This window comes from Bacteroides sp. RTP31139st1_H2_RTP31139_211217, from assembly GCF_040227615.1.
Classification (GTDB): Bacteria; Bacteroidota; Bacteroidia; order Bacteroidales; family Bacteroidaceae; genus Bacteroides; species Bacteroides uniformis.
On the sequence record NZ_JBCNZM010000027.1, the window covers coordinates 1 to 4,418 of the forward strand.

Here is a 4,418-nt window from a genome sequence, read left to right on the forward strand (position 1 = left end):
CATCTGTTGCAACATCTCCGGTGTCTTGTGAATCTCAATTTCCCGGGCTTGCTGTGGAGATTGTCCGGCTTCAAGGTACTCAAGGGAGATGTTGTGCGGCGACTCTACCAGGAATTGCAGCATGAAGCGGGACATTTCCCCGCGGTTCAGTCCGTCCGAAGAGGTGTTATATAATAAGGTGACGTTTTCTGCCCGTTGGATGAGGCGGTAGAAGTAGTAGGCATAGACGGCATTCTTGTGTTCTATGGTGGTCATGCCGAAGGCCTTCCTCAGGTTGTAGGGAATGAAGGAGGAGTCGCCTCCGGCTTTGGGCAATTGCCCTTCGTTGAGGGAGAGCATGATGAGGTTACGGAAATCGAGGTTACGCGTTTCCAGCACCCCCATTACTTGCATGCCGATGGCGGGTTCTCCGTGGAAGGGAATGTTGGCAGAGGTAAGCAAGCGGTTCAGCAGTCGCTTCAGCGTGTCTGTGCGCACACCACTCAATTCGCCGGTCTCTATCAGGCTGAGCAGGCGGTTGACGAGGGTGTAGCTTTTGAACAGAGACTCGCGGTACAGCTGGTTGAAGATGTCTTCCACGTCTTTTTCCTGGCGGTAGAGGACGGCCACTTCGCGAAGCAGTTCGGTGAGGTAGCTGCATAGGGCGGCGATGCCGTTCTGTGGTGTAAAGACTTGTTCAAGGAATGCGTCCTGCTTCAGCTCCGAGGGAAGGGGATAGAAGCGGTTGTCCCGGGTAAGCTGTTTTTCCAGTGTTTCGGCATTGGGGGAAAGTTGCCGGGTGTAAGGGTGTTTCAGCAGCGTGATTACGGTTTCGTAGATGTATCGTCCGGTACCTGCATGGTAGCCGGTAGTCTGTAGCTCTACAAGGGCGTTGATAAAACTGTACACCGGAGTTTGGGCAAGGGGAAATCCCATTGTGATGTTGACGTTCTTTACCTCTGCCGGAATGGAGTGGAGGACGGGAAGCAGTAGGGATTCGTTGCAAAGGACAACGGCAGTGTCTTTGAATGAAGAAGGGGTTCTTAATTCTTCATTCCCCCTAATCCATTGCGGCAAGTAGCGGGCTTGTGCATTTTCGGTAGAAGCGGAGATAAAGCGTACGTTCTTGGGTTTCCGCAGTACATCAAAAGAAGTTTCGGGCAGTTGGTTGGGAAACAGCTTTAGGTTGCGGAGGATGAATTCGCCTGCTTCGTGGGTATAGGGCGGCTTTTGCTCAAGGGGAAGACGGGTGTAGAACACGTCGTAATCCCAATAGAACATTGCTTTCCCGGCATCCTGCAAGAGCTGGAAGAAACGGGTTTCTACTCTATTCAGCACGTTGAAGCCGACAAATACATAGCGGTCGTAGCGCAGTCGGTCGGTGTCGAGTTGCTCCATGACATTGCGGTACATCATGCCTTCGTAGGCGATGCCCAGTTCTGTAAGATTGCGGCGGTAGTGGCGGTAGATGTCGCCCAGTTTATCCCAGAGGGAGATGAATTTGGCTTTCAGCTCCGTGCGCTTTTCTATGGAAAAGTTCTGGAAGAACTGGCGGATGGCTTCTTCTTGTTCTTGGTCGAGGAAGTCGTAATTGTCCATAATGTTCTTCAGTTCTTGCAGGTTGCTGAAGAGTTTGTCGGCATCTACAAGGTTTTTGTCTACGTCATCGAAATCGCTGATGAGCAGTTCTCCCCAGAAGTAGAAGTCATCCAGAGTTTCTTCGCTGCGGGTCTCTTCGCGGAACACCTTATACAGTTCGCATACCAGGCGGATAGGGTCGCCGGACTTCAATGGAGAGAGTTGCCGGAACAGTTCGCTGATGCTGACGTAGGCAGGCGACCACAAAGGGCGGTCCGTTTCAGTTGCCAGATATTCGTTGAAGAACAGACTGGCACGTTTGTTGGGGAAAACGATGGCGGTGCGCGAGAGGTCGTTTCCTATTTTGGCGTAAAGGTCGCGGGCGACCAGTTGGAGGAATGTTTCCATGATTTAGTTGATAATTGATAATTAATAGTGGATGGGGAGTGAGTTATACCGGTTCTATGTTGTTCTCCTCTACATACCACAAGTAACCCCGTATATTTTCTGCGACATACCCCATGCGGACCAGCAGTTGCATGTATCCCTGCACCTGCTTGTTGTACTTCTTGTTTGGCTTTCCGAACTTGAAGTCCACCACTACGATTTCTTCGCCACGCATCATCACGCGGTCCGGGCGGCGTGTCCGCAGTTCACCGTTTTCCTGCCAGATGATGTCGCATTCATTGAATAGCTGCCACGTTCCTGAATACCAGTCCTTGACTTGAGGCAGGGAGAAAGCGCGTTGGGTGAGATTGCGTATTTCTTCTTCCGTCTCACTCCGTCCAATCACACCTTCAAAGACGAGCTGGCTGATGGCATTGTCAATGTCTTTTTCCGTTTCGATGGCAGAGAATAGGGTATGCAGCAAACGTCCCCGGTTGATGAAGCGCTGGCTGGACTCTGCTTCGTCCACTCCTGCTATGAAGTCTGCCGAACGGTTGGATTGCCGGAACTCGATGTCGTGGAGCATGCTCTCCATGTGGACGGGCAGTTTGACCGGCTTTTGCGAAAGTCTGTTGACTGGTTGCTGTTCGTAAACCTCAGGTTTACGTTCGCAGTATAGAGGTTTCTGTTCGTAGTATAGAGGTTTAGCTTCGTCGTTAGCAGGGTTGTCTGCGTCATGCTGTGAGACGGGGACGGGGGAAGGGCAAATCCTGCCGTTCTCGTATATGGCAGCCTCTTCGTCCCAACTGCCTGCTCCGTCTTTGGCTATGCGGGGCAGGGTGTTGGCAAGGAGTTCGGACATGGTTCCCTTCTGTTCCTTCCGGCTCCAGAGGATGAGGTTCTTGCCGGCACGGGTAAAGGCCACGTACAGCAGATTCAGATTGTCCACCCACAGCTGAAGACGTTCGTGCAGATAGTCCTGCCGGTATATGGATTCCGCCATGGTGGTGGAATAGTTCACCGGCACTAAGCTGATGGCATTATAAGGCTCTTCCGGTGGGACGCACCACACCAGCTGGTTGTTGGTTTCGTTCTCCAGCTTCCAGTCGCAGAAGGGAATCAGTACGGTATGGAATTCCAGTCCTTTGGACTTGTGGATGGAGAAGATGCGTATGCCGTCCATCTCACCGCTGGGGATGGTTTTGCTGCAAAGGGTTTCGTCCCAGTAGCGGATGAAGCTGTCCAGTTCGGAAGAATTGCTTTGCAGATACTCCGTCACAGCATCGAAGAAGGAGAAGAGGTAGGCATCCTGCTTTTCAATGCGGCTCATGCCGAAGATGCTGAACAGTTCTTCCAGTAACTCATACAAAGGCATCAGGCGCAGCGTTTCCCGTCGGGAGGTAAAGGCTTCGGGAAGGGGAGTGGCTGTTGTGAATTTCGGTTGCTCGTCATTTGTCATTTGTAATTTGTAGTTCTCCATCAGTGCAGCCTCCGCAATCCTGTTCTCCGGATTCGATAGGCAGCGCAGGGCATCCATCAGCATGCAGATGGCAAGGGAGGCATCCAGACGGAAAGCTTCGTCGGACACGACAGAGAGATGCAGTTCTTTGTCGAAATAGTCGGCTATCGGTGGGATATTCTTGTTCTTGCGGACAAGGATGGTGATGTCATTCAGTGTTACGCCCTCTTCCAGTAGCCGCTGTACTTCTTCTCCTAAGGCGAGAAGGGTCTGCTCTGTATAGTTGTGTTCATCGTCCGGTTCAAGGAAGGCAGCTTTTACGTAGCCGTACTCCGTGTTCTTGGGCGATTCCTGCACTACGTCGGCATAAGCGCGTTTTAGGGGTAGGCAGTCCTCTTTCAGTTCGTTCAGGTGTAGCGCATTGAGGTAGTCTATGGCAGCGGTAAATACTTGGTTGTTGAAACGGATAATGTTAGTTTCGCTACGTCGGTTTGTTTTTAGGGTTTCCACACGGACGGGGAAGTTGTTTAATGGAGAACTTGATTCTCTATTCTCCATTTTCAATTCTTCATTGCCTAAACTATTCAGTATTCCCCAGTCCCCGTTCCGCCAGCGGTAGATGGACTGCTTCACATCTCCCACAATCAGACTGTCGGCTCCTTGCGAAAGTCCTTCGAGCAGCAGCAGGCGGAAGTTGTCCCATTGCATGCGGCTGGTGTCCTGGAACTCGTCAATCATGACGTTGCGTATGTTGGCGCCGATTTTCTCGAAGACGAACGAAGAGTCACCCTCGCGCACCAGTTTGTGCAGTAGGGCGTTGGTATCCGAGAGCAGAAAGCGGTTGTGCTCCCGGTTTAGCGTGCGTACCTCTTCGTCGATATGATTGAGAAGTTGCAGTTTGTTGAGGTGCTGGAGCGAGAGGCGGCAACTGTTCAAGGTACGGTTGCGTTGCGGACGCATTCTTTCGGCTTCCTGCAGTAGAGGCATCAGGCTGGTTTCTGCCAGACAGATGATG

2 protein-coding genes are annotated in these 4,418 nt (G+C 51.9%); both read right to left on the reverse strand.

Annotated elements, in window-relative coordinates; all coding sequences use genetic code 11:
* The coding region (locus ABUA47_RS06470; protein WP_349831469.1) for a PD-(D/E)XK nuclease family protein at nucleotides 1–1,965 on the reverse strand (1,965 nt) is incomplete at its 3' end.
* Nucleotides 1,966–2,008: 43 nt separating this feature from the next.
* Nucleotides 2,009–4,418 (reverse strand): UvrD-helicase domain-containing protein (locus tag ABUA47_RS06475; protein WP_349831470.1); only part of this gene is annotated, 2,410 nt, incomplete at its 5' end.